Raw genomic sequence first — 26,238 nt, 5'->3', positions numbered from 1 at the left:
GCCTTATTTGGAAGTGGTAGTGCCGTTGATGGCGGCAAATTGCTGGGTCAGGTAGCTGCTGGTCTGGTTCATGCCGGCGATCAGCGTATCAAGATCGGTAAATTGCTTGGTATAGCGCGCAATCGTCGTGCTGATCAGCGACTGGGTGCTGGTCATCTGCGTCGCCAGCGTTTTCAAGGAACTGTTCAAGCCGTCGGTGGCCGATTTCAGCGGCCCGTTGCTGGCCGTGAAACCGGTCAGCAAGGTCGACATGGTTGAACCGAAGCCGGTAGTGCCGGAGGTGCTGGAGAACAGGTTTTGCACGCCGCTCAGGTTGGTGCTGAGCGCGCTGGTCAGCTTGGTCGAATCGATCGCCATGGTGCCGTCGGCCTGGAACGTCACGCCGATCTGGGCCAGCATGGTCAAGGGCGCGCCGGTGCCGCTCGCCGGTTGCGGCGTGTTCATGGTGTCGCGGATGCGGGTCTGGATATTGCGCAAGGTCGCATCGCCGGTCAGCGGCGCCTGCGTCTGCGCCGTCGTGTCGAATGCGGTGTATTGCTTGGTGAGGGTCTGCAGGCTGTTATAGGTAGTGACAAAATTCGAAATCGCGGCTTGCACGGCGGCCGTATTGCTCTGCAACGACAATGTGCTGGGGCCGGTGCCGGTCAGCGTCATGGTCACGCCCTGCACCGCTTCCTTGACGGTGTTGCTGGCGCTGGTGATGGCGATGCCGTTGACCGTCAGCTGCGCATTCTTGCCTTCCACGGTCTGCTGCAGGTTCTGCGTGCCGGCAGGATCGTTGGACAGCAGGTTCGACAGCGCCGCGTCGCCGCTCACGCTGATCTTCATGGTAGAGGTCGCACCGGTCTGGGTGGATGTCAGGACCAGGCGGTTCGGCGTGCTGCTGCCGTCGTTGACGATGGTGGCCGTGACGCCAAGGGCCTTGTTTTTATTGATCGCGTCGCGGATGCCAGCGAGCGTGTTGTTGCTGGAATCGATAGTGATCGACGCCGCGGCGCGCGTGCTGTCCGCGGTAAACGTGGCGCCGCTGTATTTGCCGGACGCCGGATCCAGCGTGCCGCCCGAGATGCTGCCGAACTGCAGGGTGACCGTACCGTTGCCGATGGCCGCGGTAGTGCTGGCGACGCCGCCGGTTGCCAGCGACTGCGCTTGCGCCAGCTGGCCGACGTTGATTGCGTAACTTCCCGCGCCGGCGGCGGCAGTCGCGGTTGCGCTCAACACCGAGGCAGCGCTCGAGGTCGCCGTCACATTCTGGAACAGCGTGGGATTTCCCAGCTGCGCTGCGGCCGCCTGCAACGTGCTCAAGGCGTTCTGTATGACGCCGTATGCCGACAGCTTGGCGTTGTACGCGCTTTGCTGGTTGCTCATGGCGGTGAGCGGCATGTTTTCGGAGACCGTAATGCTGCTCAGCAGAGTTGCCAGCGGCAGTCCGGATGCCGCTCCCAGGTTGGTCACTAAAGTCATGTCAGTTCCTTTGCATTGAATATCGTTTTCGGTCGGCCGGACTGCCTGCAGCCGCTATGCGGTCTTTTCCAGCAATACACCCTTCATCTGGTCCATGACCTTGGCGATCCGCACCACTTCTTCGCTGGGGATCTGCAAGACCACCTTGCCGTCCTGCTGGTCTACCACTTTCAGGATCACATCCTTGTAGCCGGGATCGATCTGGAACTGCACGCTCACCGCCCTTAGCTGCAGTTGGCGATTGATGTCGTCAATCTTGCTCTGGATCTGCGAGCGCTCGGGCACGCCGGCAAACTTGCCGTCGCCGCTTTCCTGCGGCTTCTGCGCAAGCGCGCCGGCATCCTTGGCAGCCCTGTCATTCGCAACGGCGGCCGCGCCCTCGGCTGGCGCGGTCCTGCTTGCAGCATCCATATTGATCGCATTCGGCATCACGTCCTCACGTCATCTTTCGGCTGTACCCTGTCCGCTCGGGTCTGGCGCTCCAAACCCGACTGGACAAAACATCATGGAACCGTGGGCGGCCGCAACAGCGGCCAGCCCCCGGATCGGCAAATTCCGCAGACGCCTCAAGCAGGCGCCTGCGGAACCGGCTCATGGCTTATTGCAGCAATGTCAACACGCTTTGTGTCGACTGGTTCGCTTTCGCCAGCACCGAAGTGCCTGCCTGTTGCAGGATCTGCGAACGTGTCATGTTCGACACTTCAGTCGCGTAGTCTGCATCCTGGATACCGGAACGCGAGGAAGACAGGTTGGTGACTGTCGTGCCCAGGTTAGCGATAGTCGAGGCAAAACGGTTTTGCACGGCGCCCAGCGAGCTGCGCAGGCTGTCGACTTGCGACAAGGCGCTGTCCATTGCTGTCAGCGGGCTGCCGCTGGCGGCTGTCAGCGATTTCGACGAGTCGTAAGTCACGGTGGCTGTCGGTGTCGCTGCAGTTGCGCCTTGGGTCGCATCCGCAACAGTCACGGTAGCGGCGTAGAAGTTAGCGCCGTTCTTGACGTAAGTATTGCCACGTGCATCCGTCACCAGGTCGGCGACTGTCGCGGTGAAGGCGGCAGCGGCGTCGCGGTTGACGGCAGTGAAGCCGCCGGCAGCAACGGCAACCGAAGCACCGGTGTTGTCCTTGCCGGTAGGCGTCAGGGCAGCTGTCGCGCCGGTAGGGCCAGCCAGGTTCAGCGTATTCAGTTTCAGCGCTGTCGAATCGATCTTTTGCAAGCCGATGCCGATGGTCTGGCCGTCGTTGGCGCCGACCTGGATGTTCAGGGTCTGGTTGGTTGCGAGAACCTTGACGCCGTTGAAGTCGGTTTGCGAAGAAATGCGGTCGATTTCCTTCAGGCGCTGGCCGACTTCATCCTGGATCGATTGCAGGTCGCTGGAAGAGTTCGTGCCGCTGGCGGCTTGCACCGACAGTTCACGGATACGCTGCAAGTTGTTGTTGACTTCAGTCAGCGCGCCTTCAGTGGTTTGCGCCAGCGAGATGCCGTCGTTGGCGTTGCGCGATGCCTGTGTCAGGCCGGTGATGTTGGCTGTGAAGCGGTTCGCAATGGCTTGGCCGGCAGCGTCGTCCTTGGCGCTGTTGATGCGCATGCCGGACGACAGGCGCTGGATGGCCGAACTCAGCGAAGATGCCGATTTGGTGAGGTTGTTTTGAGCTACCAGCGAAAGAATATTGGTATTGATGACAGACATGGCATGACTCCTGTTGCTAAAGTTTATGGGTTCCGGCTAAGCCGCCGTAACGCTGGACTCGCTCCCGGCCAGACAACAACCGGGATAAGCAAGCCACCGTTATTCAGGTTATCGGCAATTGCCTGGAAAACATTTAGGGGCCTGTTGAAAAATAAAGCCCCCGGCTTAGGGCCCGTTAACCTAAGCGCCCAGCAAACCGCCCAGGCTCTGCCTGGCCTGGTCGAGGTCAACGTAATAGCAGCCGAAATGGTTGATGACGCCATCCGGCCCCTGCACGCTGCGGCTGAACACTACCCGCAAATCCACCAGCAGCCGTCCCGAAGAACGGAAATCCAGCACCGCCGCCGGCAGCACCGTGCCCACCGGCAGCGCCTGCAGCGTGACATAGGCCGAACGCAAGCCAATGCCGCGCGCGCTCAAGTCGTGGACATCGAGCACAAAATCATTGCCATCGCGCCGTTTGGCGCGTACTACGCAAGCCTCCACCGGCTGCATGCCGATGCGGATAAATTTCTGGTGCGGGAAATATGCAATGCAGGTCGGCAACGCCGCCGCCAGCGCCGTCGGCCAGGGACTCACGCTGTTGCGCGCGACGCTGCTCACGAAACGCACCCCGGCGCCATCCAGCGCGCCGTCAAAGCACAGCAGGTCGCCCGGCAGGTAGTGCGCGCCGCCGCCGTCGGCGTCGCCGGCGTGGATAAAGATGTCGTGCGCCAGCGCTACCGCCACCAGGCGCGTGGCGACGCTTTCGCCGCCGCCCAGCAGCCGCATGGTCAGCGCACTGTTCTGACGCTCCAGCTCGCGCAAGATACTTTCGATATCGGCCGCATCCTGCAACAGATAACTAGCGCCCTGCTCTACACATGCATGTTCCAAAACTTACCTTCAAGCTGGCATGTTCATGATTTCCTGATAAGCGGCAACCACGCGGTTACGCACTTGCAGCCCCATCTGGAAACCGACGTTGGCCTTTTGCAAATCAATCATCACGTCATTCAGCGACACGCCTGGCTTGCCCAGCTCGAATGCTTCAGCCTGGCCGGCCGCATGCTGCTGGCTATTGCTGATGCGCTCCAGCGATTTTTTCATCTCGTCGGCAAAACCGCCGCCGGCAATGCCGTTGCCCGCTGCTGCTGCACCGCTGCCGGCGATTTGCGCTGTCGCCGTTAATTGCTGCAATACCGATTCGATTGCCGAAATCGCCATATTCCACCTCTTTCCTGTTTTGAATTCTCGCCACCGCCCTGGAACCCGGCCCATGCGCTGCCCGGCCCGGGCGATAACGTTTCACTGCTGCCAGCCAGCGTAACAGCAATGATTTTTTTACATAGCGTCAAATGATGGGGAAAACCCCGGCTATTCGAGCGATCGAAATAACGGCCAGCCGTTGACAATCATTAGCGTCGACACAGGCTGTCCCGGCTTGGCCCGGTTTACCTTTGTTGACATCTGTTACCCCATTCAAAGGAAAGCTTGTGTCAGATACGCAGAAGCGCATAGCGAACACCAACCGCGGCCATAGTCCGTCGTCATCCGGGGCGGCAGCATGAATGCTGCCGCAAGCGGCGCCAACCTCGCCGGCGACAGGAAGCCGCCGCTGCTGGAGCAGCTGCGCGCCAATCCAAAGCTGCCGCTGATCGTCGGCGCCTCGTTTGCCCTGGCCGCCATTGCCGCATTCTGGCTGTGGAGCCGGGCGCCCGACTACCGCGTCCTCTACAGCAACCTGTCGGACCGCGACGGCGGCGCCATCATCGCCTCGCTGCAGCAGATGAACATTCCCTACAAGTTCGCCGACGGCGGCGGCGCGGTGCTGGTCGCCGCCGACCAGGTGCATGAAGCGCGCCTGCGGCTGGCGTCGCAAGGCTTGCCCAAGGGCGGTTCGGTCGGTTTTGAACTGATGGACAACCAGAAATTCGGCGTCAGCCAGTTCGCCGAACAGGTCAATTACCAGCGCGCCCTGGAAGGCGAGCTGGCGCGTTCGATCGAATCGATTTCGGCGGTAGAGGCAGCCAGGGTCCACCTGGCCTTGCCCAAGCCGTCGCTGTTTGTGCGCGACCAGCAGAAACCGAGCGCCTCGGTGGTGCTCACCTTGCACCGCGGACGTTCTATCGACGACGGCCAGGTCAGCGCCATCGCCCACCTGGTGTCGAGCAGCGTGCCGGAACTGAGCGCCAAGAATGTGACGATCGTCGACCAGAGCGGCAACCTGCTGTCGACGCCGGCGGCCGGCAACCGCGGCCTGGATGCGAGCCAGCTCAAATACGCGCAGGAAATCGAGCAGAGCTATATCCGCCGCATCGAAGCCATCCTGCAGCCGATCGTCGGCGCCAGCAATGTGCGCGCCCAGGTGGCGGCCGACATCGATTTTTCGACGGTCGAACACACCGACGAAAAATACAGCCCTAACCAGGACCCGGCCAAGGCCGCCATCCGCAGCCAGCAATCGAGCGACGCCAACCAGCAAGGCGCGAGCCCGCCGGGCGGCGTGCCGGGCGCTTTGTCGAACCAGCCGCCGGTCAATCCGACCGCGCCGATCAGCACTGCTCCGGCGAACCAGCAAGGAGCGGCCGGTGCGCAGGCAAATCCCGCCGCTGGAGCCGGCGCCAACAGCGCCAGCAGCAACACGGCACGCAGCGGCGGCTCCAGCAGCGTACGGCGCGACGTCACCACCAACTATGAGGTGGACCGCTCGATCAGCCATGTGCAGCAAAGCGCCGGCGCAGTCAAGCGCTTGTCGGTCGCGGTGGTGGTGAACTACCGCGGCGCGGCCAATGCCCAGGGCAAGGTAGCCGCGCAAGCGCTGCCGGCGGCCGAAATGGAACAGGTGAGGAGCCTGGTCAAGCAAGCGATGGGCTACAGCGCCGACCGCGGCGATTCGCTGAATGTAGTGAACAGCCAGTTTGCCGGCGAGGCGCCGGAGCCGGAACTGCCTGTGTGGCGCCAGGCCGATAATATCGAACTGGCCAAGAGCGTCGGCAAGTACCTGTTGCTGGCCATCGCCGCCCTGTGGCTCTGGTTTGGCCTGGTGCGGCCGCTGCTGCGCAAGCACCTGCAAGGACCGCAAGCTGCCGCCGCCGGGACAACCGCCAAAACCGCCGCCGAACCGACTCCCGAACAGGTCAAGCTGAACGACGAGGCAAAACAGCGCCAGGCCGACCGCCATCAGGACAACCTGCAGCACGCACAGAGCCTGGCCGAGAAAGATCCGCGCCTGGTCGCCATGGTAATCAAGAACTGGATGGGCAACAATGAGTGACGACGGAATCAGAAAGAGCGCCATCCTGCTGATGTCGCTGGGCGAGGACGGCGCTGCCGCCGTGTTCCAGCACCTGAACCCGCAGGATGTGCAGAAGCTGGGCATGGCGATGTCCAAGCTGCGCCAGGTGACGCGCGAACAGATTGCCGAAGTCATGGAAGAGTTCCGGCTTGAAACGGAGCAATTCTCCGCGCTCAACCTGGATTCCAGCGGCTACATACGGGCCGTCCTCAACAAGGCGCTGGGCAGCGACCGCGCCGCCAGCCTGATCGAAGACATCCTCGAGTCCGGCAACAACTCCACCAACGGCATCGACACCCTGAACTGGCTGGAAGCCAACGAGGTGGCCGAGCTGATCCGCGACGAGCATCCGCAGATCATCGCCACCCTGCTGGTGCACCTGGACCGCAGCAAGGCGTCCGAAGTGCTGGAGCTGTTCACCGAACGCCTGCGGCACGACGTGATCCTGCGCGTCGCCACCTTCGGCGGCGTGCAGCCGGCGGCGCTCAGCGAACTGACCGATGTGCTGTCCGGCCTGCTGTCGGGCCAGGGCGTCAAGCGCAGCCGCCTGGGCGGCGTCAGGGCCGCGGCGGAAATCCTCAACCTGATGAGCAGCACCCAGGAAGAAAGCGTGATCCAGCATGTGCGCGAGCACGACGGCGACCTGGCGCAACGGATCATCGACGAGATGTTCCTGTTCGAAAACCTGCTGGAAATCGAAGACCGCGGCATCCAGCTGCTGCTCAAGGAAGTGGAATCGGAATCCCTCATCATCGCGCTCAAGGGCGCGGCGCCGGAACTGCGCGAGAAATTCCTGCGCAACATGTCGCAGCGTGCGGCCGAAATGCTGCGCGAAGACCTGGAAGTGCGCGGCCCGGTCCGGGTTTCACAGGTCGAGGGCGAGCAGAAAAACATCCTGCAGATCGTCAGGCGCCTGGCCGATTCCGGCGAAATCGTGATCGGCGGCCAAGGCAACGACGCCTATGTCTGATCCAATCCAAGCGCGCGAACGGCTGTCGCCTCAGCGCAAGCTGAAACCGCAGATGAGCGCCTGGCAGCGCTGGGAAATGGCCGATGTGCTGCAGGCAGACGCACAGCAGACGGCAGGCGACGCAGAAGCGTCGGCGCCGCTTGCGGCCGGACCGGCGCTGGCGGAACTGGAGCCGAAGCTGCTGATCGACGAAACCGAATTGCAGCGGCTGCGCCAGCAGGCGCAAGAAGACGGCGCCGGCGAAGGCTTCCGCCAAGGCCATGCAGAAGGCTGGCAGGAAGGTTATCAAGCCGGCCTGGAGATCGCGCAAAACGAAGCCGGCAGCCTGCGCGCGCTAAGCCTGGCCTTGCCTGACGCCCTGCGCCTGGCGGAAAAAGAACTGGCCGACGATCTGCTGACGCTGGCGCTGGACATTGCGCGCCAGGTGGTGCGCCAGGCCCTAGCCGCGGAACCGCAGCTGATCCTCGCCGCGGTGCGCGAACTGCTGCAGACCGAGCCGGCGCTGAGCGGCACGCCGCGCCTGCTGCTGCATGCCGACGACATGGCGCTGGTGCAGCAGTACCTGGCGGAAGACCTGCAAGCTGCCGGCTGGCTGCTGCGCAGCGATCCCGCCATCACTCGCGGCGGCTGCCGGGTGCAAGCCAGCAGCGGCGAACTGGACGCCACCATGGAAACCCGCTGGCAGCGCGTCGCGGCGGCGCTTGGCCGCAGCCGGGCTATGCCATGAGCGACAGCCTCAGCCAGGCCGGCGCCGAGCCAGCCGCAGACAACCGCCACCTGCAAGCCTGGCGCAACACGCTCGGCAACGCCAGCACCAGCGTCGGCCGCAGCATCCCGATCCGCACCTACGGCCGCCTGACCCGGGCCGTGGGCCTGGTGCTGGAAGCGGTCGGCTTGCGCTTGCCGGTAGGCAGCGACTGCCTGATAGAACTGCCGCCCGGCTATGCGCAACGCACCACCGAGGCTGAAGTAGTCGGCTTCGCCGGCGACCGCCTGTTCCTGATGCCGCAAACCGAAGTCGCAGGATTGCTGCCGGGGGCGCGGGTCTATCCGCTGGAAGCCGTTGCAGCCGCGAATAACAACGGCAATCCGCCGGCCGAACCCGGCAGCAAGCGGCTGCCGGCCGGAGCGGGCATGCTGGGACGGGTAGTGGACGCCGCCGGCCGGCCGCTGGACGGACTCGGCCCCCTGGATTTCAGCCGCGAAGTGCCGCTCTCGGCCGCGCCCATCAATCCGCTGGCGCGCGCGCCTATCGACAGCGTGCTGGACGTCGGCGTGCGCGCCATCAACGCCCTGCTCACGGTGGGCCGCGGCCAGCGCATGGGCCTGTTTGCCGGGTCCGGCGTCGGCAAAAGCGTGCTGCTCGGCATGATGGCGCGCTATACCAGCGCAGAAGTGATCATCGTCGGCCTGATCGGCGAACGCGGCCGCGAAGTCAAGGATTTCATCGAAAACACCCTGGGCGAGGAAGGCCTGGCGCGCGCGATCGTGGTCGCCGCCCCGGCCGATACCTCGCCGCTGCTGCGCCTCCAGGGCGCGGCCTACGCCACTTCGCTGGCCGAATATTTCCGCGACCAGGGCAAGGATGTCTTGCTGATCATGGATTCGCTCACGCGCTACGCCATGGCGCAGCGTGAAATTGCGCTGGCGGTGGGCGAACCGCCCGCCACCAAAGGTTATCCGCCATCGGTGTTCGCCAAGCTGCCGGCGCTGGTGGAGCGCGCCGGCAACGGCGCCCGCGACGCCAGCGGCAAGGGCGGCGCGATTACCGCCTTCTATACCGTGCTGACCGAGGGCGACGACCAGCAGGACCCGATTGCCGACGCCGCGCGCGCGATCCTCGACGGCCATGTGGTGCTGTCGCGCAGCCTGGCCGAATCCGGCCATTACCCGGCGATCGACATCGAAGCGTCGATCAGCCGCGCCATGACTTCGCTGATCGAACCGGCCCAGTTCGATGCGGTGCGGCGCTTCAAGCAGATGCTGTCGCGCTACCAGCGCAACCGCGACCTGATCAGCGTCGGCGCTTATGCCGCGGGGCATGACTTGCAGCTGGACAAGGCGATTGCGCTGTACCCGGAAATCGAAGCTTTCCTGCAGCAGGGAATGGCGGAACGCGCCGGTTATAGGGAGGCGGTGACGCAGCTGGAGCAATTGTTCCAGGCCGATTAGGCAAGGCCGCAGGTTTCAACTCTAATTTTTTCTTGAATGCCGCCGTTAACACAACGATAAAGCGACAAAGATAAAGCGACAAAGATAAGCCCACAAAGATAAGCCGCAAATCCTGAGAGAACATCATGTCAAACACATTGCCGCTCGCCATGTTGATTGAACTGGCCCAGAACAAGACCGACGAAGCCAGCCGCCGCCTGGGACAATTGCAGCGCGCCCAGGTCGGCGCCGCGGAAAAGCTGGAGATGCTGATCCGCTATCGGCAGGAATACTGCGACCAGCTGCAGAGCCAGATGCAGGACGGCGTGCCGTCTTCCCGCTGGCGCAATTTCCAGCATTTCATCGGCACGCTGGACGGCGCCATCGAGCAGCAGCGCGCAGTCGCCAGCCAGGCCGATTCGCGGCTGGCGCGCGGACGCAGCGACTGGCAGCAGAACAAGCGCCGCCTGAGTTCCTTCGACACCTTGGCTGAACGCGCCAGGCAACAGCAGGTGCAACTGCTCAACAAACGCGAACAGCGCGGCAGCGACGAACATGCCGCCCGCCAGTTCCAGCTGCGCATGCGCGCCGCCGCAGAATAATCAATCAAGGAACCGCCATGTCTTTACCTGTTTCATCCAGCACAGCAGCCCTGCAGGCCGCGCCGCCAAACGGCAGCGCCGCCAGCAATGCCAATCCGCAGCAGGACGGCGCCGATAATTTTGGCAAGGTCCTGGATCGCTCCCTGGCCAGCGCCGGCCAGCCCGTTAAAAAGATAGCCGACAAGGCAAGCGCCGGCGCCAGGCCAGCCGAGCACACAGCGCCCCGGCGCCAGGCCGGCACAGATAAGGAACAAGATCCAGGCGCAGTGCCGGCCTTGGCGTTCCTGGCGTTGCCGCCAGCCGGGGCGAAAGCGATCGAGGCCCATCCCGAATCCGGCAGCGGCAGCCAGCCAAAGTCAGCGGCGGAGGACCAGCTCAACGCGGCGATTGCCGCTGCCGGCGGAAAACCAGCCACATCCGCAGCCGTCGCTGCCCCAGTCGCAGAAAGCCCTGGCAAGAACACTATTCCGACGGCAGCGGCTCCGCCCGCCGTGGCACAGCTGGCAACGCCAACCAGCCCGGTTGAGGCCGCGCCAACCAAGCCAAGCGCCTCGGCGCGCAAGGAAACCGCCAGCGGCGAATACGCGCCATTGGCGCATAATCCGCAGCCGCCGGCCGCTCAGGCCAGTGCAGCCGATGCCGCCGGACAGCAGGCAACGCAAGACGACGCTCATCCGGACCAGCACGGCAAACTGGAAAAACCAGAGCGGAAGGACAGCTTGGACGCGGCCAAGATCGCCTCGGGACCGGCGCCGGCCAACGCCAATACAAGCAGCGCCGAGATCGCCGCTGCCAAGGCCGCCGCCGGCAGCAGCGGCCAACCCGGGCTCGCCGTCACGGCGCAGGCGAATCCGGCGCTAGCGCATGCCCCTTCTGCGGTAACTGCAGCCGACACCGCACCGCCGCCTGCCGTCAAGCTGGCGCTGTCGCCGACAGTCGGCAGCGACGGCTGGGGCGCGGCGCTTGGCAAGCAAGTCGTCTGGATGGGCAACACCCGCAACCAAAGCGCCGAACTGCATCTCAACCCGCCCGACCTGGGGCCCCTGAAAGTCACCTTGACCATCAATGACAACCAGGCGCAAGCCACGTTTGTCTCTGCCCATCAGTCGGTGCGCACGGCGCTGGAAGCGGCCTTGCCGCAGTTGCGCAGCAGCCTGGCGGAAAGCGGCATCAGCCTGGGAAACACCTCGGTCAGTTCCGACGCCCAGCAGCCGCAGCAACAGCAGCAAGGAACGTTTGCCCAGCACCAGGGCAGCCAGCGCGGATCGGGCAGCCCGTTCCAGGCTGGCGCAGCGGCGGGCGAACTGGCCGCCAAGGTTGAACGCAGCACTGCCGCCGCCGGCAGGAACGGCAACGGCAAGGTAGATATTTTTGCTTAACAGAAAAAAAACAGACTTTCCCGGCGCGACAAACGCAGGATCTGAAGCGCTTTCTCCCTTTATATCAGCAGATGGTTCGAAGCCTTTTTGGCAAAGAATGGACGCTGGAATCTGATGCAGGAAAAACCATGGCAACCATCACCAACGAAGCAGTGGCAACACCCAAAAAAAGCAAGCTTGGACTGATATTGATCGTGCTCACCGCCGCCCTGGCCGCGGCAGGCGCTGCTTATTACTTCACCAGCATGCAGGCCGGCAGCAAAAGCGTCGCCGCGCCGGTCCCGGAAACGCCGATCTTTGTCGCGCTCGATCCGTTTACCGTCAACCTGCAAGCGGACGACCGCGACCGTTTCCTGCATATCGGCCTGACCCTGAAAGTGGCGGACGCCAAATCCCAGGCGCAGATTGTCGAATACCTGCCGGAAACGCGCAGCCGGATCCTCAGCCTGCTGTCGAACCGCGATCCGAATTCCCTGGTCACCGCCGACGACAAGAACAAGCTTGCCGCTGAAATCCTCAAGGCATTGAACAAACCCCTGGCCAGCAGCCAGCCGCCGCAGCACATCATCAATGTGCTGTTCACCGCCTTCGTGGTGCAGTAAAACCGAGACCCAGCTATGGCTTATGAACAGCTACTGTCTCAGGACGAAGTAGATGCACTGCTGCAAGGCGTCACCGGCGAGACCGATGCCGCCGCGGCGCCGGCGCCGAATCCGGAAGGCGTGCAAGCCTACAACCTCGGCACCCAGGAACGTATCGTGCGCGGCCGCATGCATACGCTGGAAATCATCAACGAGCGCTTCGCGCGCCAGTTGCGCAGCTCCCTGTTCAATTTCATGCGCCGCAGCGCCGACATTTCGGTAGGCGCGGTCCATGTCCAGAAGTACAGCGAATTCATCCGCCACCTGCCGGTGCCGGCCAATATCAACCTGCTGCACATGAAGCCCTTGCGCGGCACGGCGCTGTTCGTGTTCGATCCGAACCTGGTGTTCCTGGTGGTGGACAACCTGTTCGGCGGCGACGGCCGTTTCCATATGCGGGTCGAGGGCCGCGATTTCACCCAGACCGAACAGCGCATCATCACCCGCCTGCTGAACCTGGCGCTGGATAGCTACGGCAGCGCCTGGAATCCGATCTATCCGCTCGAATTCGAGTACGTGCGGGCGGAGATGCATACCAAGTTCGCCAATATCGCGACGCCGAACGAAGTGGTGGTGAACACCACTTTCCACATCGAGTTCGGCCCCATCGGCGGCGCCCTGCATATCTGCATCCCGTATTCGATGATAGAGCCGATACGCGACCTGCTGTCCAATCCGGTGCAGGACGAAGTCGAAGTCGACAAGCGCTGGGTCAAGCAGCTGTCGCAGCAGGTGCAAAGCGCCGACGTCCAGCTGAAAGTGGATTTCATGCATATCCCGTCGACCATCGGCCAGCTGCTGAAACTGAAAGCCGGCGATGTCCTGCCGATAGAAATGCCCGAAACCATCGTTGCCAAGGTGGACGGCGTGCCGGTGATGGAATGCGGTTACGGCACTTCCAACGGCCGCTACGCGCTGCGAGTTGAAAAAATGATCAATCACCGCGATGGTGATTTAAAAGGGAATGATAATGAGTGACGAAAACAAGCCGGATCCAAACGCCGAAGCCGCCGACGACTGGGCCAGCGCGCTCGCGGCGCAGACTGCGGCATCGCAGCCTGCGCCGGAACCGGCGCCTGCCGCCAAGGTGTTCCAGCCTCTCAGCGGCGACGCCGCCGAGGTCGCCAAGACCGATATCGACATGATCCTGGATATCCCGGTGCAGATGACCGCTGAACTGGGGCGCACCAGGATCACCATCAAGAACCTGCTGCAGCTGGCGCAAGGCTCGGTGGTCGAGCTGGACGGACTGGCCGGCGAGCCGATGGACGTGCTGATCAACGGCTACCTGATCGCCCAGGGCGAGGTGGTGGTCGTCAATGACAAGTTCGGCATCCGCCTGACCGACATCATCACGCCGTCGGAACGTATACACAAGCTGAACCGATGAAATTGCTGCCCTTGGCGCGGCGCGCGCTGCTGCTGTCGGCATGCCTGGCCTTGCCCGCTTCGGCCATGATCGCCGCGCCCGCCGCCACAGCAATGCCGGCGACGCCGTCATGGGGCGCGAGCGGTTTGCTGCAGGCGGCTTCCGGCCTGGCCGTGGTGCTTGCGCTGATTTTCTTTTGCGCCTGGGCGGCGCGCCGGCTGGGACTGCAAAAGCACAATAGCGGCCGCCTGGTAAAAGTCATCGCCAGCACCGCCATCGGCCAGCGCGAACGGGTGGTGGTGGTCGAAATCGGCGGCACCTGGCTGACGCTTGGCGTGACTCCCGGACAGATCCAGTCGCTGCACAGCATGCCGGCGCAGGAACTGCCGGAAGAACCCAAGCTGCCGATCAGGCAAAGCGCCATCGCTGCCGGCAATGCAGCCAATGCATTTGCGCAAAAGCTGCGAGAGTCGCTGGGCCGCAAATAGGCATACCGCACCCGGCTGTCCCCCTTATTGACTCCTCAAGAACCGATCGGCAGAATGCGTCCTCTCTCCTTCCTCGCGCAACACCGCAAACTGCTGACAGCGCTATTGCTGGCCGTGCTGCCTGCCGTCGCCGCCGCCCAGGCGCTGCCCGGCATCACCAGCACCACCGGCCCCGGCGGCAGCCAGACCTGGTCGCTCAGCGTCCAGACCATGCTGCTGCTGACTTCGCTGTCCTTCCTGCCGGCGCTGCTGCTGGCGATGACCAGCTTCACCCGCATCATCATCGTGCTGGGCCTGCTGCGCACCGCCATCGGCGCCCAGAGTTCGCCGCCCAACCAGATCCTGGTCGGGCTGGCGCTGTTCCTGACTTTTTTCGTGATGTCGCCGGTATTCGACAAAGCCTACAGCGATGCCTACAAACCTTTTTCCGACAACAAGATCAGCGCCGAACAGGCGCTTGAGCGCGGCATCCAGCCGTTCAAGCAGTTCATGCTGAAGCAGACCCGCGAGGGCGACCTGGCCCTGTTCGCCAGGCTGGCGCAGACGCCGCAGATGCAGGGACCGGAAGAAGTGCCGCTCAGGATACTGGTACCGGCGTTTGTCATCAGCGAACTGAAAACCGCGTTCCAGATCGGCTTCACCATCTTTATCCCGTTCCTGATCGTCGACCTGGTGGTGGCCAGCGTCCTGATGTCGATGGGGATGATGATGGTGCCGCCCGCCACCATCTCGCTGCCGTTCAAGCTGATGCTGTTCGTGCTGGTCGACGGCTGGCAGCTGCTGGTCGGCTCCCTGGCCCAAAGTTTCTATACTTGAGGTTGCGCAAAAAATGACTCCCGAATCGGTAATGGCGCTCGGCTACCAGGCCATGAAAATGACGCTCCTGCTAGGCGCACCGCTGCTGCTGGTGGCCCTGGTCAGCGGCTTGATCATCAGCCTGTTCCAGGCCGCCACCCAGATCAATGAAATGACCCTGTCGTTCATTCCCAAGCTGCTCGCGGTGTGCGCGACCATGGTCATCGCCGGGCCGTGGATGCTCAATTCCATCCTGGACTACATGCGCCAGCTGTTTTCCAGCATTCCGCAGCTGGTTGGCTGATGCCGCCGGTGCTGTCGGTCACGTCCGCGCAGCTGGGCGCCTGGATAGTGGCGTTTGTATGGCCATTCGTCAGGATGCTGGCGCTGATCAGCGCCAGCCCCATTTTCGGTGAAAAAAAAGTAGCGCGCCAGGTCAAGGTCGGCCTCGCTGCGCTGCTGGCGATCGCCATCGCCCCTACCCTGGGCGCCATGCCGGCCGTGCCGCTGGTCTCGGCCGGCGGCGTCTGGATCCTGATCCAGCAAGTGCTGATCGGCTCGGCCATGGGATTTTCCATCCGGCTGGTGTTCGCCGCGGTGCAAGCGGCCGGCGACTACGCCGGCCTGCAGATGGGCTTGTCCTTCGCCTCTTTTTTCGATCCCAACAGCGGCGGCAACACCATGGTGCTGGCCAGCCTGCTCAACATGCTGGCGATGCTGATCTTCCTGGCGGTCGACGGCCACCTGATGGTGATCAGCACCCTGGTCGAAAGTTTCCACGTCCTGCCGATTTCAGATGCGCCGCTGGCGGCGGAAGGCTGGCATTTCCTGGCGCTGGCCGGCGCCAACGTCTTTTCCGCCGGCCTGATGCTGGCGCTGCCGCTGGTCGCCGCCCTGCTGACCCTGAACCTGGCGATGGGCATCCTCAACCGGGCTTCGCCGCAGCTGAGCATCTTCGCCGTCGGCTTTCCGTTGACGCTGCTGGGCGGGATCCTGATGCTGCAGCAGCTGATGCCGCACCTGGCGCCATTCCTGGAACAGGAATTCGCGCTTGGCCTGGCAAACATGCTGCACCTGGCGCAAGCGTTGCGGCCATGAGACAAGTCGGGCCGGCTGCCAGTAAAAGAGGGGACGGTTATGCCAAAATAGCCCGGGATTTGATCCGCGCCGACCTACGTTGCATCTTCACACACAGGATACCTATGCTTAAACTGACCCGATGGCGAGCAACACTCATTCTTGCGGCCTGTTCGGTTTTGACCCCGGCCAGCGCCCATGCAGGACAAGGCGACCTGATTGGTTTGCTGGAGAACAAGCCGCTCAGTGAAACATGGCTCAATGCCGGCTTCTATTCCTATCATTTCAATCGCGACAAAGGACTGAACGGCAGTAACCTGGGGTTCGGCGCCGAATACCGGTTTTCGACCGTGGCGTCGGCCACTGCCGGCAGGTTCTACAACAGCGACCGCGAATACTCGAATTATGTCGGCGTGTATTACCAGCCCGTATATATCGGGCCGGTGCACCTGGGCCTGGTGGCCGGGGGATTCAACGGCTATCCGAAGATGCGGCGCGGCGACTGGTTCCTGGCCGCGATCCCGGTCGCCAGCGTCGAATACAAGAACGTCGGCTTGAACCTGGCGGTTATCCCGAGCTACAAGGACAGGCTGTATGGCGCCCTGTCGTTCCAGCTGAAAGTCAAGGTTTTCTGATCCCGGCCTGGAAGGCTTGCAAGCAATAAGCTTACAGGTAATTCAGCAGCGAAATCTTGCGGATCTGCACAAAAGTCTGCTGCGTCGCCTGCAACGCCATCTGCCGCTGGTACAGCTCGGTAATCGCGCTGCTGTAGTCCAGGTCCTGGATATCCGACAGATAGCTCTTGTCCGACAGGTTGCGGGCGTCGCCATTGGTGTTGAGGGTATCCAGTTCCTGCATGCGCGAGCCCACCGACGAGCGCACCGTCAGCACATTGTCGAGCGAGTTGGACAGCTTGACGTTTGCCGTGCTCAAGGAATTCTGCAACTGTGCCTTGGCTGCAGGTGTGCCGTTGTCGATCGGCGTCTTGAGGGCGCCGATCAGGTCGCTGAGCGCGCCGAACATGTCCGGATTGGCATTCTTTGCGGTGTTGACATTGAAGCTGTCGCCGCTGGCAGGGGCGCCGGTCAGCACGATTTGCAAGCCGCCGAACTGGATCGGCGTGCCGGAGGTATAAGTGCCTGCCGTCACCACCGGCGGCGTATCCGAATTGGTCACGGTAAACGTCGTGGCTGAAGTAAAGCTGATCGAAAAATTCTTGCCGAAATCGGGATTGGTGGCGTCGATCACAGAGGTAGCGCCATATACACCGTCGCCGCTGTTGGCGGCGGCAGAAGTCGTGACGTAGCCGGAGCTGGTCTGCGCGGTCTGGAAAATGCTGCGGCCGTCGTCGGTGCCCGCCATCTGCCGCGAGATGTCGACCTGCAGCAGCTGCTGGCCCTGGTCGCCGACATATTGCACGCCGCCGCCGGCCTGCTGCACGAACGGCGCGCTGCCGCTCTTGAAGCCGGCGAACAGGAACTGGCCGTTGCCGTCGTCGGTATTGGCCAGGCCCAGCAGCTGGTCGTAATTGCTTTGCAAGGTGGTGGCGACCGACGCGCGGTCGGCGTCGGTCATGGTGCCGTTGCCGGCCTGCACCACCAGCCCTTTGATATTTTGCAGCAGCGTGGTGACGTTTTGCAGCGCATTGTCTTCCAGGCCCAGCGTGCGCGACGCCTGGGCGCGGCTGGTGGAATATTGATCGTTGAGGGAAATCGACTGCGATGCGCTCAGCGCCCGGGTCGCGCCCAGCGGATCGTCGGACGGCGTGAGTATTTTTGACATGGCGCCTATCTGCTGTTGCACCCGCAACAGGCTGGTTTGCTGGGAGCCCATCGCGGACAGGCTCTGGTCATAAAACGACTGGGTACTGATACGCATCTTGTTTTCCTTGTTTATCGTCTTGCGAGGTCCGGCCGCCGGTTAAGCAACAATCCCCAGGATCGCGTCGAACATGGTCGAGGCCGTCTGGATCACCTTGGCGTTGGCCTGGTACATCTGCTGGTACATCAGCAGGTTGGCTGTTTCTTCATCCTGGTTGACGCCCGACACCGACTGCTGCGCCGCCTTGATCTGCGCCGCCAGGCTGGTTTGCGCGGTATTGGCGATGGTGACCTGGTTGGCTTTGTTGCCGATGCTGCTGACCAGCTGGCCATACGCATCGGTATAGCTGGCGGTGCCGCCGGCCAGGGTTTTCTTGTTTTGCAAGGCGCCCAGCAGCAAGGCGTTGCTGCCGTCGGAAACGCCGCCGGTATTCGGCCCGATGGTGAACGTGTCGCCGTTCACCGGCTTGCCGCTGATGGTGGCGCTGATGCCGCTGAAGCTGTAGGACGCGCCGTCGGTATACGTGACGGCGGCGCCGGCTGCATAGTTGACCACCGTGCCGTCCGGGTTGGTGACGGTCACCGCGGCGGCGGCCGGAAAGCCTGACAGGCTGGCAGGCGTGGTGGTGCTGTCGTATTTGAGCGTCAGCGGGCTGGCCAGCGGTGCCGGCAGGTACGAAGCGTCGACCTTGCCGGCGCTGATGCCGGCGCTGCCCTGGTTGGTGGCCGTCTTGCCGGTGACGATAGGCGAAGCCGCCGCTATCTTGGCCGGGTCAGTCACCGTCACCGTCAGGTCGCGCGCGCCGGTGCGGGTCGGCTGGACCAGGAAGGAATCGCCGATTTGCGACGTGCCGCTGGTTGCCTGCAGCGATACGCCGTCGAAAGTGACCGGCAAGCTGGGATAGCTGCCGAGCACCTTGTTGTCGGACAAACGGGTCACCGAATATTGCGGCGTGCCGGCGACGTTGACAAAATCGACCCGGTAATCGCTGGTGGTCAGCTGGCTGGTGTCGCTGAACGACGGCGTGACCAGCAGGTTGCCGGTGTTGCGGGAATTGGCGGTCGCCGCCGGACTGGCTTGCGAAAAGAAATCCTGGCCGGCGGCGCCGTTCAGGTCAATGCCCAGCTTGTGCTGCGCGTTGAACGTATCGGCCAGGCCGATCGCCATCCGCCCCAGTGCATTCTGGGCCTCGCCCAGGGTCTGGTTGCGGAACTGCATCAGGCCGCCGAGCGAACCGCCGCTGATCACGCTGTCCTGCATTTCAACCGCGACGCCGGCAGCGTTCACCAGGGCCACCGAGGTGCGGCTGGGATCGGCCGCCGAGGTGACGGCCTTCAGGGTCGATGCCTTGTCGCCCAGCACCAGGGTCTGGCCGGTGCCGATGAATACGTTGTACTGGCCGCCGTCCTGCACCACCACCTTGGTCGCCACCAGCTGGCCCAGGCTGTTCACCAGGCTGTCGCGCTGGTCCAGCAAATCGTTCGGAGCCTGGCCGCCGGCAGCGTTGCTGAGCAAGGCGATCTGCTTGTTGATACTGGCGATCTGGGTGGCGTAGGTATTGATCTGGTCGATCGAACCGGAAATCTGGTCGTTGACGTTGGCGTTGAGGCCGGTCAGCACCTGGCTCATGGTGCGGAACTGGTTGGCCAGGGCCTGGCCGGAACTGATCAGCTGCTGGCGCGCGGCGGAGTCGGCAGGCGTATTGGCGACTGCCTGCACGCCCTTGAACATGGTCTGCAGCATCGGCGCCAGGCCGGTGGTCTGGTTGGCCAGCAGGTTGTTGATCTGGTTGATCTGGGTCGAGTAAGCCGCCAGCGCCTGGTTGGTCGACTGCGCCTGATTCAGCTGCGAACTCAGGAACTGGTCGTAGCTGCGGGTGACGTCGACCACCTGCGCGCCGTTGCCGAAGAAGCCGACGCTGGGCGTGTATGTGCCGCCGGCGGACACCACCTGCGCCATCTGCCGGCTATAGCCGGACGTGTTCACGTTGGCCGTGTTGTGGCCGGTGGTCACCAATGCCGCTTGCGCCGCGTTGAGTCCGCTGAGCCCGGTGAAAAACAAGCTGTTCGCCATACAATCTTCCTTTTAGAAAGCAACTGCCCGGCGTCGCTGCCAGGCTCACTTGAGGTATAACGGCAGCAGCCCGGGAAATTTGAGGGATATGACCGGTTCCGCGCAAAAAAATCAGAGTATCTGCTTGAGGATGCGCACCAGCTTCTCGCCGTATTGGGGATCGGTGGCGTAACCGGCGCGCTGCAAGCCGTGCGCAGCCTCGGCCGGATCGCGCGTGGCCAGCACCTGCGCATAGCGCGGATTGCCGGCCAGGAAACGCGCATAGTCGGAAAACGCTTCCTCATACGATGCATAGGCGCGGAACGAGGCTTTGGTCTGCTGCGGCTGGCCGTCCACGTATTCGGTGGTGACGGCTTGCACCACCGCGCCTTTCCAGCCCTTGCCGGCCTTGATGCCGAACAGGTTGTGGCTGCTGCTGCCGTCCTCTCCCTTGATTTCGCGTTTGCCCCAGCCCGATTCCAGCGCGGCCTGCGCCAGGATCAGCTGCGACGGCACGCCGCTGCTGCGGCTGGCGGCTTGCGCCGGCGCGCTCATGCGCGACAGAAACTGATCGACATATGCCTGCGGATTGCCGCCGGCGCCGCGCCCGGAACCGGCAGCGGCGTCGTACAGAGACAGGTTCTGCACAACGCCGGGATTTGCCGGAGCCGCGGCTGCCGGCTGGCCGGGAAGCGGATCGGCGGCCGGCATCTTGCCCAGCGCCGCAGGCTGCTGCGGCGACTGGTCGACGGCGCGGCTAAGCTGGGCCTGCATCGCCTCGGCCAGGCCAAGGCCGCGGCCGGACAGGTTCTGCGCCAGCTGCTGGTCCAGCATCGAGGTGTACATTTTTTCCTGCTGGCTATCGAACATGCCGTCCGACGGCGTTGCCTCGCGCATGCTCTTCAACACCATCTGCATGAACATCGCTTCGAACTGGCGCGATACCTGTTTCAAGCCGTCTTGCGGCGAATTCCTGGTAGTGCGGCGCAAGGCGTCCACGCCTTGCACATCCAGCGCAAAACGCTGGTCCAGGTCGCCGCTGCGGCTGCTGTTGATGGGACCGGAGACGCTCATGCCGGCCTCAGATGATTTCAAGTTCGGCGCGCAAGGCGCCGGCGGCTTTCATCGCCTGCAAGATGGAAACCAGGTCCTGCGGATTGGCGCCCAGCGTATTCAAGCCTTTCACCACATCGGCCAGCGAAGCGCCGTTCTTGACTACCTGCAAGGCGCCCCCCGCCTGGTTCAGCTGGATTTGCGAGGTTTGCGCCACCACTGTGCTGCCGCCCGAGAACGGTCCAGGCTGGCTGATCACCGGCTGGGTATTGATCACTACCGACAAATTGCCATGGGCTACCGCGCAGTCCAGCACGCGCACGGTCTGGTTCATCACCACCGAGCCGGTACGGGCGTTGATCACTACCCGCGCTACCGCTTGCGCCGGCGTGATGTCGAGACTTTCCAAACGCGCCAGGAAACCGACCCGCGCTTCCGCCTGCGCCGGCGCGGCGACCTGGATCACGCGCGCATCGAGCGCGCTGGCGGTGCCGGCGCCAAAGCTGCGGTTGATGGCCTCGACGGCTTTCTGCGCCGTGCCGAAATCGGAGACATTCAGTTCCAGGGTCAAGCTATTCGCATCGCCCAGCGGCGCACTGACCGCGCGCTCGACGATGGCGCCGGCAGGAATCCGGCCCGAACTGAGCTGGTTGATCTGCACCTTGCTGCCGTTGGCCGAGGCGCCGGCGCCGCCGACCACCATGTTGCCCTGCGCGATCGCATACACCATGCCGTCGGCGCCCTTGAGCGGCGTCATCAGCAGGGTGCCGCCGCGCAGGCTCTTGGCGTTGCCCATCGACGATACGGTGACGTCGATGTTCTGGCCCGGACGGGCGAACGACGGCAAGGTAGCGGTCACCATCACCGCCGCCACGTTCTTGAGCTGCATGTTGGTGCCGGGCGCCATCGAGATGCCGAGCTGCGACAGCATGTTGTTGAGGGTCTGGGTGGTGAACGGCGTCTGCATGGTCTGGTCGCCGCTGCCGTCGAGGCCGACCATCAGGCCGTAGCCGATCAGCGGATTGTCGCGCACGCCCTGGATGCTGGCCAGTTCCTTGAGCCGCTCCGCCTGCACCGGCGACACGGCGCAGGCGAGGCAAAGCGACAGGAAGACGGCGCCGCGGCTGCGCCGCGCGCGCCGCAAAAGAAACTGGAATGATGATCGCATGGTCAGAACGGTAAGACGTTGAGGAAGAAACGCTGCAGCCAGCCCATGGTCTGCGCTTCGTCGATATAACCCTTGGCGCTGTATTCGATCCTGGCGTCGGCGACCTGGGTCGAGGCCACGCTATTGTTGCCGCTCACCGTGCGCGGATTGACCACGCCGGAGAAGCGGATGAATTCGGTACCCTGGTTGATCATCATCTGCTTCTCGCCGCTGACCATCAGGTTGCCGTTGCCCAGCACCTCGGTCACCGTCACCGTGATCACGCCGTTAAAGGTATTGGCCGCATTGGCGCCGCCCTTGGCGGTCAATGCGTTGCTGGCCTTGGCGTCGGCATCCAGGTTGCCGAACAGACCGCCGAAAATCTTCGGTATCGCCGCCAGCGCGCTGCTGGTGCTGCCGTTGCGGCTGGCGTTGGCCGCCGAATTCTTGCTGGCGTTGACGTTTTCGCTGACGATGATGGTCAGGATGTCGCCGACATTGCGCGGCCGCCGGTCTTCGAACAAGGCCTGGCTGCTGAAGCCGGACTGGTAGATGGCGCCATTCACCGGCGCCGCCGGCCGCACTTCCGCGCGCGCGGTCATCGGCTGCTGCACCAGCGGCTCGCGCGGCAATTGCGCGCAGCCGGCCAGCAGCAGCGCCGCCGGCAGCAGGCACCTGGTGCAATATTTCATCGGCGCCGCCATCACAACTGCGTAAGGCGCTGCAACATCTGGTCAGAAGTCGTGACCGCCTTGCTGTTGATTTCGTAAGAACGCTGGGTCTGGATCATGTTCACCAGTTCTTCCACCACATTCACGTTCGACGATTCGACATATCCCTGGCTCAGCGTGCCGGCGCCGTTCTGGCCCGGCGTGGTCTGATTGGCGGTGCCGGAAGCATTGGTTTCTGTGTACAGGTTCTCGCCATTGCTTTGCAAGCCGGTCGAGTTCAGGAACGTCGCCAGCTGGATCTGGCCGACCTGTACGCTGGCGGTGCTGCCGGCCTGGGTCACCGATACCGTGCCGTCCTTGGCGATGGTCATGCTGGTGGCGTTTTGCGGAATGGTGATGGCCGGCTGCACCGGGTAGCCGCTGGCGGTGACCAGCTGGCCGGTGGAGTCGGACTGGAACGAACCGTCGCGCGTATAGGCGGTGGTGCCGTCCGGCATTTGCACCTGGAAGAAACCGTCGCCGGTAATCGCCACATCCTTGGTATTGTCAGTCTTGGTCGGGTTGCCCTGGGTATGGATCCGCTCGGTCGCCACCAGCCGCACGCCGGTGCCGATCTGCAGGCCGGACGGCAGGTTGGTCTGGTCCGAAGTCTGGCCGCCTACCTGGCGCAGGTTCTGGTACATCAGGTCCTCGAACACTGCGCGGCTGCGCTTGAAGCCGGTGGTGCCGACGTTGGCCAGGTTGTTCGATATCACGTCGAGCTGCTGCTGTTGCGCATCGAGCCCGCTCTTGGCGATGGAAAGGGAACGTATCATGGTGAAATTCCTGTCGAAAAATGGATTGGCTGCTTTAGCTGCTCATGCTCAGCAGCTGGTTGGCGCGCTGGTCGTTTTCATCGGCGCTCTTGACCGCCTTCATCTGCATTTCAAAACTGCGCGCGTTGGCGATCATTTCCACCATCGCCGACACCGGGTTGACATTGCTGCCTTCCACTACGCCGGTCTGCAGCGTCACCGCCGGATCGGCGTCCGGCGCGGCGGCCCCGGCGCGCATGCGAAACAAGCCGTCGTCGCCGCGCAGCAAATCGCCGGCAGCCGGATTGACCAGTTTCAAACGGCCGACCTGGGCCACGTTGGTAGCCGGATCGCCGGCGCCGATGGCGCTCACCAGGCCGTCGGTCGATATCATCACCGCGGCGCCGGGCGGCACCGCCATCGGTCCGGCGTCGCCGATCACCGGCAGCTTGTCCATCGTCATCAGCTGGCCGTCGGCGCCTACCTGCAGGTTGCCGACCCGGGTATACGCTTCGCCGCCGTCAGCGGTCTGCACCGTCAGCCAGCCGTCGCCGCGCACCGCTACGTCCATCGGCCTTCCGGTTTCGGTCAACGGCCCGGTGCTCATGTCGGCGCCGGGCGTTGAAGTCACCACGAACGCGCGGGTCGCCGCTTCCTCGCCGACTACCGGCACGGCGCGGAAATTGTTCAGCTGCGCGCGGAAACCGGGTGTCGAGACATTGGCCATGTTGCTGGCCACCGACGCTTGCTGCTCCATGGCCTGCTTGGCGCCGCTCATGGCGATGTAGATCATGCGGTCCATGGGTTCTCCCGGCCGGTTCCCGCCGCCGCGCTAATGACGAAAAAATCCATCATCAGCGCATGCTCACCAGGGTCTGCATGACCTGGTCCTGGGTCTTTACGGTTTGCGCGTTGGCCTGGTAGGTACGCTGCGCAATGATCATGTTGACCAGTTCGGCGGTGAGGTCGACATTGGACGATTCCAGCGCGCCCGAAGTCAAGGAGCCAACCTTGGTGCCGGCGCCCGCCGTCCCGACCAGCGGCTGGCCTGACGCCGCGGTTTCAGCCCAGACATTGCCGCCCTTGGATTGCAGGCCGTCAGGATTGGCAAAGGAAGTGAGGACGATCTGGCCCAGGGTCTTGGTCTGTTCGTTCGAGTACTTGCCGGTTACGGTGCCGTCCGGATTGATGGCGAACGCAGTCAGGCTGCCGGAGGTATAACCGTCCTGGGTCTGCTTGGCGACCGCGTTGTCGTTGCCGAACTGCGTGGTGCCGGTCAGGTTGATCGTGAAGTTCATCGGCGCCGCGCCGTTTGCCAGCGGTACTGCGGCAGGAGCCAGGGTGCCGGCGGCAGGCGTCAGCATCTTGCCGGCCGTATCGAAGGTCAACGAGCCGATATTGCTGCTGGCGCCGCCGTCGACGGTCTGGTAGACATCCCAGGCATTCGCCGCGGTCTTCACGAAGAAATTCGTGATTTCATGCGGATTACCCAGAGAATCGTAGCCGGTCACCGCGTTCTGGTAGTTGAAACTGGTGGAATCTGTCGCGTTGAAAGGCGCGGTGACGGGCACCGTGCTGCGCGAATCGATGTTGTATTGCGCATTGATCTTGGTGGTGGCGTTCGGCGTCATCGCGGCGGCCGGCAACTGCAAGGCTGCCGGTGTGCCGCCGGCGATGCTGCCATTGGCGCCGACCTGGTAGCCGGTCACGCGCAGGCCGCCGGAATTGACGATGTAGTTATCCTTGTCGATAGTGAACTGGCCGTTGCGCGAATAGGACACTTCGCCGGATGGGCTGGCCAGGCGGAAAAAACCGTCGCCGTTGGTGATCGCCACGTCCAGCGCACGGGTGCTGGTCTGCACCGCGCCCTGGGTGAAGTTTTGCGAAACGCCGGCCACCTGGGTGCCGAGGCCGACCCGCGAACCCGCATACACATCGGCAAACAGGACACTGCCCGCCTTGAAGCCCACGGTGCCCGAGTTGGCGACATTATTGCCGATCACATCGAGATTGCTGGAACTTGCATTCAATCCGCTTACGCCTTGTTGAAACCCCATGGTCCACTCCTTTTGAAATCAATTTGCAGCATTTTTTTCAGCTTCCGGGTTGCGGAAAAATAATGAAAAAAGCCGGATTTATAGAAACTGCTTAACGTCGCTCAATGCCGCCGTGCCGGCCGCGCCCAGGTTCAACGTCACGCCGCTGGCCGTCTGCGCCACGCTGGCAACCTGCGAGTACGTCAGCGTGTTCGCAGCGACTGCGCTGCCGCCGACGGCAGCAGCCACGCTGATTTTGTAGGCACCGTCGCCCATCGCGGTACCGGTATCGTTCTTGCCGTCCCAAGACAAGGTCTTGGTGCCTTGCGGCAGCGCGCCGACGTCGATCGTGCGCACCGTATTGCCGGCGGCGTCGGTGATTGTGACCTTGACCGTATCGGCCGCACCTTGCATGTCCAGCCCGAAGGAAGTAGCGGCGCTATCCTTGAGCGCGACGCTGCTGCCTGGCGTCAGCACCGTATGGCCGATCAGCGAGGCGGCCTGCAAGGTCTGGCTGGAGCCGGTTTGCGCCACCAGCGAATTGAGCGTGCTGTTCAGGTTTTCGATGCCGCTGACGGTGCTCATCTGCGCCAGCTGCGAAGTCAGCTCCGCATTGTTCAGCGGATTCAGCGGGTCCTGGTTATTCAGCTGGGTGACCAGCAATTTAAGGAAGCGCTGCTCTTGGTCGGAACTGCTGGACACGGCTCCTGCCAGCGCTCCTGCTGCACTGTTGTCGGTTGAAACTCCCGATACTGCCATGATGG

28 protein-coding genes are annotated in these 26,238 nt (G+C 63.3%); 14 read left to right on the top strand and 14 right to left on the bottom strand.

Features of this window, described 5'->3' with window-relative positions:
- Nucleotides 1–3 precede the first annotated feature (3 nt).
- The 5 genes from fliD to fliE form a co-directional block, all read right to left on the bottom strand.
- Nucleotides 4–1,464, bottom strand: a complete 1,461-nt coding sequence (gene fliD / locus AC07RZ_RS21650) for a flagellar filament capping protein FliD (protein ID WP_494669533.1) — start codon at nucleotides 1,462–1,464, stop codon at nucleotides 4–6.
- A 54-nt stretch (nucleotides 1,465–1,518) separates the two neighbouring features.
- On the bottom strand, nucleotides 1,519–1,875 hold the full coding sequence (locus AC07RZ_RS21645) for a flagellar protein FlaG (protein WP_494669532.1): 357 nt from the start codon (nucleotides 1,873–1,875) through the stop codon (nucleotides 1,519–1,521).
- A gap of 187 nt (nucleotides 1,876–2,062) precedes the next feature.
- Entirely contained in the window at nucleotides 2,063–3,151 is a 1,089-nt protein-coding gene (locus AC07RZ_RS21640; protein ID WP_494669531.1) for a FliC/FljB family flagellin, read from the bottom strand.
- 180 nt (nucleotides 3,152–3,331) lie between these two features.
- A complete protein-coding gene (locus tag AC07RZ_RS21635) occupies nucleotides 3,332–4,027 on the bottom strand; it encodes a flagellar regulator YcgR PilZN domain-containing protein (protein WP_494669530.1) in 696 nt (231 codons plus the stop codon).
- Between the two features lie 9 nt (nucleotides 4,028–4,036).
- Nucleotides 4,037–4,357, bottom strand: coding sequence for a flagellar hook-basal body complex protein FliE (gene fliE / locus AC07RZ_RS21630; RefSeq protein ID WP_144742258.1), 321 nt, complete (start codon nucleotides 4,355–4,357; stop codon nucleotides 4,037–4,039).
- 340 nt (nucleotides 4,358–4,697) lie between these two features.
- Here fliE and fliF point away from each other — a divergent pair, with 340 nt between their 5' ends.
- The 14 genes from fliF to AC07RZ_RS21560 all read left to right on the top strand — a co-directional run bounded on the left by fliF (nucleotide 4,698) and on the right by AC07RZ_RS21560 (nucleotide 16,535).
- Nucleotides 4,698–6,407, top strand: coding sequence for a flagellar basal-body MS-ring/collar protein FliF (gene fliF, locus AC07RZ_RS21625; protein WP_494669529.1), 1,710 nt, complete (start codon nucleotides 4,698–4,700; stop codon nucleotides 6,405–6,407).
- Nucleotides 6,400–7,398 carry a flagellar motor switch protein FliG gene (fliG, locus tag AC07RZ_RS21620; protein WP_494669528.1) on the top strand — a complete coding sequence of 333 codons (999 nt, stop codon included), beginning with the start codon at nucleotides 6,400–6,402 and terminating at the stop codon, nucleotides 7,396–7,398. The genes fliF and fliG overlap by 8 nt, the downstream gene beginning before the upstream one ends.
- Nucleotides 7,391–8,125, top strand: a complete 735-nt coding sequence (gene fliH, locus AC07RZ_RS21615; RefSeq protein ID WP_494669527.1) for a flagellar assembly protein FliH — start codon at nucleotides 7,391–7,393, stop codon at nucleotides 8,123–8,125. Before fliG ends, fliH begins: the two co-directional genes overlap by 8 nt.
- Complete coding sequence (gene fliI / locus AC07RZ_RS21610; RefSeq protein WP_494669526.1) at nucleotides 8,122–9,570, top strand: flagellar protein export ATPase FliI; 1,449 nt, start codon at nucleotides 8,122–8,124, stop codon at nucleotides 9,568–9,570. Before fliH ends, fliI begins: the two co-directional genes overlap by 4 nt.
- A gap of 125 nt (nucleotides 9,571–9,695) precedes the next feature.
- Complete coding sequence (gene fliJ, locus AC07RZ_RS21605; RefSeq protein ID WP_144742263.1) at nucleotides 9,696–10,151, top strand: flagellar export protein FliJ; 456 nt, start codon at nucleotides 9,696–9,698, stop codon at nucleotides 10,149–10,151.
- 17 nt (nucleotides 10,152–10,168) lie between these two features.
- Nucleotides 10,169–11,530, top strand: coding sequence for a flagellar hook-length control protein FliK (locus AC07RZ_RS21600; protein ID WP_494669525.1), 1,362 nt, complete (start codon nucleotides 10,169–10,171; stop codon nucleotides 11,528–11,530).
- Nucleotides 11,531–11,658: 128 nt separating this feature from the next.
- Complete coding sequence (gene fliL, locus AC07RZ_RS21595) at nucleotides 11,659–12,132, top strand: flagellar basal body-associated protein FliL (RefSeq protein WP_144742265.1); 474 nt, start codon at nucleotides 11,659–11,661, stop codon at nucleotides 12,130–12,132.
- Nucleotides 12,133–12,147: 15 nt separating this feature from the next.
- Nucleotides 12,148–13,149: a flagellar motor switch protein FliM gene (gene fliM, locus AC07RZ_RS21590; RefSeq protein ID WP_494669524.1), complete on the top strand. Its 1,002-nt coding sequence runs from the start codon at nucleotides 12,148–12,150 to the stop codon at nucleotides 13,147–13,149.
- Nucleotides 13,142–13,561 (top strand): flagellar motor switch protein FliN, encoded by a 420-nt coding sequence (gene fliN / locus AC07RZ_RS21585; RefSeq protein ID WP_092398864.1) that lies wholly within the window; start codon nucleotides 13,142–13,144, stop codon nucleotides 13,559–13,561. Before fliM ends, fliN begins: the two co-directional genes overlap by 8 nt.
- A complete protein-coding gene (gene fliO, locus AC07RZ_RS21580; protein WP_494669523.1) occupies nucleotides 13,558–14,028 on the top strand; it encodes a flagellar biosynthetic protein FliO in 471 nt (156 codons plus the stop codon). Before fliN ends, fliO begins: the two co-directional genes overlap by 4 nt.
- A gap of 54 nt (nucleotides 14,029–14,082) precedes the next feature.
- A complete protein-coding gene (gene fliP / locus AC07RZ_RS21575; RefSeq protein ID WP_494669522.1) occupies nucleotides 14,083–14,844 on the top strand; it encodes a flagellar type III secretion system pore protein FliP in 762 nt (253 codons plus the stop codon).
- A 13-nt stretch (nucleotides 14,845–14,857) separates the two neighbouring features.
- Nucleotides 14,858–15,127, top strand: coding sequence for a flagellar biosynthesis protein FliQ (fliQ, locus tag AC07RZ_RS21570; protein WP_041743011.1), 270 nt, complete (start codon nucleotides 14,858–14,860; stop codon nucleotides 15,125–15,127).
- On the top strand, nucleotides 15,127–15,921 hold the full coding sequence (fliR, locus tag AC07RZ_RS21565) for a flagellar biosynthetic protein FliR (RefSeq protein WP_494669521.1): 795 nt from the start codon (nucleotides 15,127–15,129) through the stop codon (nucleotides 15,919–15,921). The genes fliQ and fliR overlap by 1 nt, the downstream gene beginning before the upstream one ends.
- A 104-nt stretch (nucleotides 15,922–16,025) precedes the next feature.
- Nucleotides 16,026–16,535 (top strand): hypothetical protein, encoded by a 510-nt coding sequence (locus AC07RZ_RS21560; RefSeq protein WP_494669520.1) that lies wholly within the window; start codon nucleotides 16,026–16,028, stop codon nucleotides 16,533–16,535.
- Between the two features lie 31 nt (nucleotides 16,536–16,566).
- Here AC07RZ_RS21560 and flgL read toward each other — a convergent pair whose 3' ends face one another.
- The 9 genes from flgL to AC07RZ_RS21515 form a co-directional block, all read right to left on the bottom strand.
- Entirely contained in the window at nucleotides 16,567–17,778 is a 1,212-nt protein-coding gene (gene flgL / locus AC07RZ_RS21555; protein WP_342831082.1) for a flagellar hook-associated protein FlgL, read from the bottom strand.
- A gap of 42 nt (nucleotides 17,779–17,820) precedes the next feature.
- On the bottom strand, nucleotides 17,821–19,794 hold the full coding sequence (gene flgK, locus AC07RZ_RS21550; protein WP_494669519.1) for a flagellar hook-associated protein FlgK: 1,974 nt from the start codon (nucleotides 19,792–19,794) through the stop codon (nucleotides 17,821–17,823).
- A 111-nt stretch (nucleotides 19,795–19,905) separates the two neighbouring features.
- Nucleotides 19,906–20,847, bottom strand: coding sequence for a flagellar assembly peptidoglycan hydrolase FlgJ (gene flgJ, locus AC07RZ_RS21545; protein ID WP_494669548.1), 942 nt, complete (start codon nucleotides 20,845–20,847; stop codon nucleotides 19,906–19,908).
- A 7-nt stretch (nucleotides 20,848–20,854) separates the two neighbouring features.
- Complete coding sequence (locus tag AC07RZ_RS21540; RefSeq protein WP_494669518.1) at nucleotides 20,855–21,994, bottom strand: flagellar basal body P-ring protein FlgI; 1,140 nt, start codon at nucleotides 21,992–21,994, stop codon at nucleotides 20,855–20,857.
- A gap of 2 nt (nucleotides 21,995–21,996) precedes the next feature.
- Entirely contained in the window at nucleotides 21,997–22,665 is a 669-nt protein-coding gene (locus AC07RZ_RS21535; protein ID WP_494669517.1) for a flagellar basal body L-ring protein FlgH, read from the bottom strand.
- A gap of 11 nt (nucleotides 22,666–22,676) precedes the next feature.
- The gene (flgG, locus tag AC07RZ_RS21530) at nucleotides 22,677–23,459 is read right to left on the bottom strand and encodes a flagellar basal-body rod protein FlgG (RefSeq protein WP_014004932.1); all 783 of its coding nucleotides are present in this window, start codon (nucleotides 23,457–23,459) and stop codon (nucleotides 22,677–22,679) included.
- 34 nt (nucleotides 23,460–23,493) lie between these two features.
- Nucleotides 23,494–24,240 (bottom strand): flagellar basal body rod protein FlgF, encoded by a 747-nt coding sequence (locus tag AC07RZ_RS21525; protein ID WP_092398880.1) that lies wholly within the window; start codon nucleotides 24,238–24,240, stop codon nucleotides 23,494–23,496.
- A gap of 52 nt (nucleotides 24,241–24,292) precedes the next feature.
- Nucleotides 24,293–25,495: a flagellar hook protein FlgE gene (gene flgE, locus AC07RZ_RS21520; protein WP_092398882.1), complete on the bottom strand. Its 1,203-nt coding sequence runs from the start codon at nucleotides 25,493–25,495 to the stop codon at nucleotides 24,293–24,295.
- Between the two features lie 78 nt (nucleotides 25,496–25,573).
- Nucleotides 25,574–26,233, bottom strand: a complete 660-nt coding sequence (locus tag AC07RZ_RS21515) for a flagellar hook assembly protein FlgD (protein ID WP_092398884.1) — start codon at nucleotides 26,231–26,233, stop codon at nucleotides 25,574–25,576.
- Nucleotides 26,234–26,238: the final 5 nt, after the last annotated feature.

Source organism: Collimonas sp. GW821-FHT07E08 (assembly GCF_059418905.1).
Note: the sequence above shows the minus strand (reverse complement) of the source record. Positions and strands in the feature narration are given on the sequence as shown.

Excerpts from the sequence above, each read along its gene's own strand:
- fliD (WP_494669533.1), bottom strand. The coding sequence starts at position 1,464 with ATGACTTTAGTGACCAACCTGGGAGCGGCATCCGGACTGCCGCTGGCA.
- AC07RZ_RS21645 (WP_494669532.1), bottom strand. The coding sequence starts at position 1,875 with ATGGATGCTGCAAGCAGGACCGCGCCAGCCGAGGGCGCGGCCGCCGTT.
- AC07RZ_RS21640 (WP_494669531.1), bottom strand. The coding sequence starts at position 3,151 with ATGTCTGTCATCAATACCAATATTCTTTCGCTGGTAGCTCAAAACAAC.
- fliE (WP_144742258.1), bottom strand. The coding sequence starts at position 4,357 with ATGGCGATTTCGGCAATCGAATCGGTATTGCAGCAATTAACGGCGACA.
- fliF (WP_494669529.1), top strand. The coding sequence starts at position 4,698 with ATGAATGCTGCCGCAAGCGGCGCCAACCTCGCCGGCGACAGGAAGCCG.
- fliG (WP_494669528.1), top strand. The coding sequence starts at position 6,400 with ATGAGTGACGACGGAATCAGAAAGAGCGCCATCCTGCTGATGTCGCTG.
- fliH (WP_494669527.1), top strand. The coding sequence starts at position 7,391 with ATGTCTGATCCAATCCAAGCGCGCGAACGGCTGTCGCCTCAGCGCAAG.
- fliI (WP_494669526.1), top strand. The coding sequence starts at position 8,122 with ATGAGCGACAGCCTCAGCCAGGCCGGCGCCGAGCCAGCCGCAGACAAC.
- fliJ (WP_144742263.1), top strand. The coding sequence starts at position 9,696 with ATGTCAAACACATTGCCGCTCGCCATGTTGATTGAACTGGCCCAGAAC.
- AC07RZ_RS21600 (WP_494669525.1), top strand. The coding sequence starts at position 10,169 with ATGTCTTTACCTGTTTCATCCAGCACAGCAGCCCTGCAGGCCGCGCCG.
- fliL (WP_144742265.1), top strand. The coding sequence starts at position 11,659 with ATGGCAACCATCACCAACGAAGCAGTGGCAACACCCAAAAAAAGCAAG.
- fliM (WP_494669524.1), top strand. The coding sequence starts at position 12,148 with ATGGCTTATGAACAGCTACTGTCTCAGGACGAAGTAGATGCACTGCTG.
- fliN (WP_092398864.1), top strand. The coding sequence starts at position 13,142 with ATGAGTGACGAAAACAAGCCGGATCCAAACGCCGAAGCCGCCGACGAC.
- fliO (WP_494669523.1), top strand. The coding sequence starts at position 13,558 with ATGAAATTGCTGCCCTTGGCGCGGCGCGCGCTGCTGCTGTCGGCATGC.
- fliP (WP_494669522.1), top strand. The coding sequence starts at position 14,083 with ATGCGTCCTCTCTCCTTCCTCGCGCAACACCGCAAACTGCTGACAGCG.
- fliQ (WP_041743011.1), top strand. The coding sequence starts at position 14,858 with ATGACTCCCGAATCGGTAATGGCGCTCGGCTACCAGGCCATGAAAATG.
- fliR (WP_494669521.1), top strand. The coding sequence starts at position 15,127 with ATGCCGCCGGTGCTGTCGGTCACGTCCGCGCAGCTGGGCGCCTGGATA.
- AC07RZ_RS21560 (WP_494669520.1), top strand. The coding sequence starts at position 16,026 with ATGCTTAAACTGACCCGATGGCGAGCAACACTCATTCTTGCGGCCTGT.
- flgL (WP_342831082.1), bottom strand. The coding sequence starts at position 17,778 with ATGCGTATCAGTACCCAGTCGTTTTATGACCAGAGCCTGTCCGCGATG.
- flgK (WP_494669519.1), bottom strand. The coding sequence starts at position 19,794 with ATGGCGAACAGCTTGTTTTTCACCGGGCTCAGCGGACTCAACGCGGCG.
- flgJ (WP_494669548.1), bottom strand. The coding sequence starts at position 20,847 with ATGAGCGTCTCCGGTCCCATCAACAGCAGCCGCAGCGGCGACCTGGAC.
- AC07RZ_RS21540 (WP_494669518.1), bottom strand. The coding sequence starts at position 21,994 with ATGCGATCATCATTCCAGTTTCTTTTGCGGCGCGCGCGGCGCAGCCGC.
- AC07RZ_RS21535 (WP_494669517.1), bottom strand. The coding sequence starts at position 22,665 with ATGAAATATTGCACCAGGTGCCTGCTGCCGGCGGCGCTGCTGCTGGCC.
- flgG (WP_014004932.1), bottom strand. The coding sequence starts at position 23,459 with ATGATACGTTCCCTTTCCATCGCCAAGAGCGGGCTCGATGCGCAACAG.
- AC07RZ_RS21525 (WP_092398880.1), bottom strand. The coding sequence starts at position 24,240 with ATGGACCGCATGATCTACATCGCCATGAGCGGCGCCAAGCAGGCCATG.
- flgE (WP_092398882.1), bottom strand. The coding sequence starts at position 25,495 with ATGGGGTTTCAACAAGGCGTAAGCGGATTGAATGCAAGTTCCAGCAAT.
- AC07RZ_RS21515 (WP_092398884.1), bottom strand. The coding sequence starts at position 26,233 with ATGGCAGTATCGGGAGTTTCAACCGACAACAGTGCAGCAGGAGCGCTG.